Raw genomic sequence first — 3328 nt, 5'->3', positions numbered from 1 at the left:
TCAAAAGGTTAACAAAGCGTGAAAATGCCACCGTTCGCGGGGTAGTCTCAGCCTACTGCAAGGTTTGCGACAAGCCCCATCTGGCCATCCTCAAGGGCAACCTTGCCGAAAATGGTGCGGTGGCCAAGATCACCGGACTGAAAAGCCCGGTGATTTCCGGTCCGGCGCGGGTTTTTGACGATGAGTCTTCCGCCATGGAGGCGATCCTGGCCGATCGCATTCGGCCGGGCGATGTCGTGGTACTGCGCTACCTCGGACCGAAAGGCGGGCCGGGCATGCCGGAAATGCTGGCGCCGACCTCGGCGCTGGTCGGCCGGGGCCTTGGCGAAAGCGTTGGGCTCATCACCGACGGCCGGTTTTCTGGAGGCACCTGGGGCATGGTCGTCGGCCATGTCACGCCAGAGGCCTATGTGGGCGGAACCATCGCGCTTGTGGAGGAGGGGGATTCCATCACCATCGACGCGCAGCGCCTACTCCTTCGACTGGACGTGGACGCGGCCGAGATTGCCCGTCGCCGCGCGGCCTGGAAGCAACCCGAACCCCGCTACAAGCGCGGCGTGCTCGCCAAGTTCGCAGCGCTCGCCCGCCCGGCCGACGAGGGTGCGGTTACTGGATAAGTGACGGAGTCCGACGAAGATCATGAGCCATTTCGCGCTTCTTACGCTTCACCTTTTTGCCGCTATCCTGTTTGTCGGGACTGTCTTCTTCGAAGTTCTCGTTTTGGAAGGCATCAGCAAGCGGGTGGGGCCGGACGCGATGCGCAAGGTGGAAACGGAAATCGGCTGGCGGGCGCGCCGCCTGATGCCGTTCGTCATTGCGGTGCTCTATATGGCAGGCGTAACCATGGCCTGGCAATATCGCGAAGACCTCGCCCGTCCCCTCGACAGCAGTTTTGCAACACTGCTGTCGATCAAGATCGCGCTGGCGGCTAGCGTTCTGGCGCATTTCATCACGGCTGTGATCCTTGGCGCGCGTGGTAAGCTGAGGTCTAGGCACACGAAAGTCATACACCTCAGCGTCTTCTTCCATGTGGTCCTCATCGTTTTCCTGGCGAAAGCAATGTTTTACATCAGCTGGTGACGATCTCGAGCGAAAAGGCCTGCTTCGCCAGACTATCGAGGGGCGCACGAAGAATCAGTCCAGATCGGCGGGATCCTGCGCAAGGAAGAAGTTAGCTGATGGCGTGAGGTCTATAGTTTCACGGTATCAGCCTCGAGCTCCGTAGACTGGCTCGCCTTGAGCGTTACGGAAGCTCTGGGAGTTGGTTGTGCGGATCGACGCCGTTCATTTTGATTGTCTGCAAGAGGGCGACCGTGGGCCATCTCTGCTGCTGGCGAATAGACTGTTTTCTCGTAGTTGTTTGAGGCCTGATCGCGCGCTCGACAATGTTGGAGTCGATCTCAATGCGCTCATCGGTCAGTATTCCCTCACGCTGCTTCGCATCGGGTGAGTGCGTAGGGGATCGCTTAGGAGGTCTGGGTTGTCCAGAGATTGTGCCAGCTCCTTTTTTCCAAAGATAGAGAGAACTAGCGCCGACGGCCATCGACTGTGCGTAATGCAGCTTGCACCGTCTGTCGGTACCCTTGTTGTGAACCTCATCCTCGAGCAGAATTCCGGTGAGTTTGGCCGATCGCTTGACCGGCCGTTGGTATCGTTTGGTGGCAGTTCGCACTTTCACTTAAAGCTGCGACAGTGCCTTGTCGGTCCGCTCGCGCGCTTTCTTCGGCAATTTCGCCTCCTTGATCGCCTGTACATTGGCGGGGTTCTCTCCCACAACGATCACCGCAACCATACCCATACTATAATGCGGCGTGCACTTTATGACATAGACTCCGGGCGTATTGAACGTCTGCTTTACTGTTTCATTGACCTTTCCCTTGAACAGCTCTGCGCCGTCAGGAACCATGTTTTTTATGGCTTCAGCGTTGTGGCCCTTGTCCTTTGGCACAAAGGTGACAGTGTCGCCGACAGCGATTTTTGACAGAAGCGGCTCGAACACCATCACCCCATCGGAGCCCTTGTTGAGCATATCAACTTCGAAGTCCGCAGCGATTGCGCTACTGCCTATCAACACTGAAACAGCGCCTCCGATGAGAGTCGTTGCAAAAAGATTCATTGTTTTTTCTCCTTGATATTTATTCAGCCGACGACGGCAGCGTGGGTGATGGAACTACGGGCGTGAGGCAACCCTTGTCTGAACATACAACCATGGATGCCCGTTCAACCCAAGGAAAAACGTAAAGTTCCGCTTTGATGCCGATTTGGCCAAGACAGAGAATTCGAAATCTACGGGTCCGCATGGGTAGGACGACTGACCCTCGCGGTGATAGTCCACAGATCTCCCACCGGCATCGTAAACTTAACGGCAACGAAGACACACCATGACGCCGGCCGAGTTTTTGGTCACGCTCGGGCGATTTTCGCCCATAGTTTCATCGCCGCTGAACGCAATTCGCGATGATGGCCGGAGGAGATGTCGTGGCGGGGGATTTGGAACAGGTTGGCGATGGGATCGTGGATGGAGACGAAACGCTGAAGATGTCGCCTCGACTTGAAGCGTTTCATGATCCACTCTCGCCGTCGGATTGGCTGATGGGAATTCTCAGCGCGATTGTTCAAGCCCTTGTGTGAGCGATGCTCGACACCCGGCATGATCTCCCGCTTTGCGGCATCGTAGGAGCGAAGCTTGTCGGTGACCATTACCCGCGGAGCTCGTCCTTGGCCCTTCAACAGCTTGCGAATCAGGCGCTTGGCCGCCTTGGCATTGCGGCGGCTTTGCACCAGAACCTCCAGGACGAAACCGTCCTGATCCACTGCGCGCCAGAGCCAGTGCTTCTTTCCACGGATCGAAACGACGGCCTCATCGAGATGCCACTTGTCGCCGAGCCGACCAACTGAACGGCGGCGGATCTCGTTGGCGAAGGCCCGTCCGAATTTCTCCGCCCACAGCCGGACCGTTTGATGCGAGACAATGACGCCGCGGGCAGCCAGCAAGTCCTCGACCATTCGCAGGCTGAGAGGGAAGCGGAAATAGAGCCACACGGCATGGGCAATGATTTCAGCGGGAAAGCGATGGCGGCGATATAGTGGATTAGGCTCTGTCATGGCCCATCATCGCATATCGAGTTCCACATTCCGTTAAGTTGACGATGCCGAACGGAGCTATGGCGGCAACTCAAGAGCCAAGGGTTCCGCGGCTGTCTTCGAGTTGTCACCGAGTGGGCCACACGCCGTCGAAAAGCAGAGAAGGTCGATGCGGGCGCGTTGAGCCGAGCGCCTTCGGCCAGGACCATTGCGCGTCTCATGACCATCGGCCGCGACGACCTTT

Annotated in this window: 3 protein-coding genes and 3 pseudogenes; 3 read left to right on the top strand and 3 right to left on the bottom strand. The window is 57.6% G+C overall.

Annotation, left to right across the window (positions count from 1 at the left end; translation table 11 throughout):
• Both AKG12_RS28915 and AKG12_RS28910 read left to right on the top strand, forming a co-directional pair.
• A pseudogene (locus AKG12_RS28915) lies at positions 1 to 617 on the top strand (hypothetical protein); the annotation flags it as partial.
• 22 nt (positions 618 to 639) lie between these two features.
• A complete protein-coding gene (locus tag AKG12_RS28910) occupies positions 640 to 1080 on the top strand; it encodes a CopD family copper resistance protein (protein WP_052821458.1) in 441 nt (146 codons plus the stop codon).
• Between the two features lie 172 nt (positions 1081 to 1252).
• Here AKG12_RS28910 and AKG12_RS30575 read toward each other — a convergent pair.
• The 3 genes and pseudogenes from AKG12_RS30575 to AKG12_RS28895 all read right to left on the bottom strand — a co-directional run.
• Positions 1253 to 1429, bottom strand: a pseudogene (locus tag AKG12_RS30575) (IS66 family transposase); the annotation flags it as partial.
• Between the two features lie 249 nt (positions 1430 to 1678).
• Positions 1679 to 2116, bottom strand: a complete 438-nt coding sequence (locus AKG12_RS28900; RefSeq protein WP_052821456.1) for a pseudoazurin — start codon at positions 2114 to 2116, stop codon at positions 1679 to 1681.
• Between the two features lie 287 nt (positions 2117 to 2403).
• On the bottom strand, positions 2404 to 3105 hold the full coding sequence (locus tag AKG12_RS28895) for an IS6 family transposase (RefSeq protein WP_052821455.1): 702 nt from the start codon (positions 3103 to 3105) through the stop codon (positions 2404 to 2406).
• A gap of 42 nt (positions 3106 to 3147) precedes the next feature.
• On the opposite strand from AKG12_RS28895, the pseudogene AKG12_RS31260 reads away from it, so the two are divergent.
• Positions 3148 to 3328, top strand: a pseudogene (locus tag AKG12_RS31260) (ISL3 family transposase); the annotation flags it as partial.

This window comes from Agrobacterium sp. SUL3 (assembly GCF_001263295.1).
Lineage (GTDB): Bacteria > Pseudomonadota > Alphaproteobacteria > Rhizobiales > Rhizobiaceae > Agrobacterium > Agrobacterium tomkonis.
This window is presented reverse-complemented; position numbering and strand designations above follow the sequence as displayed.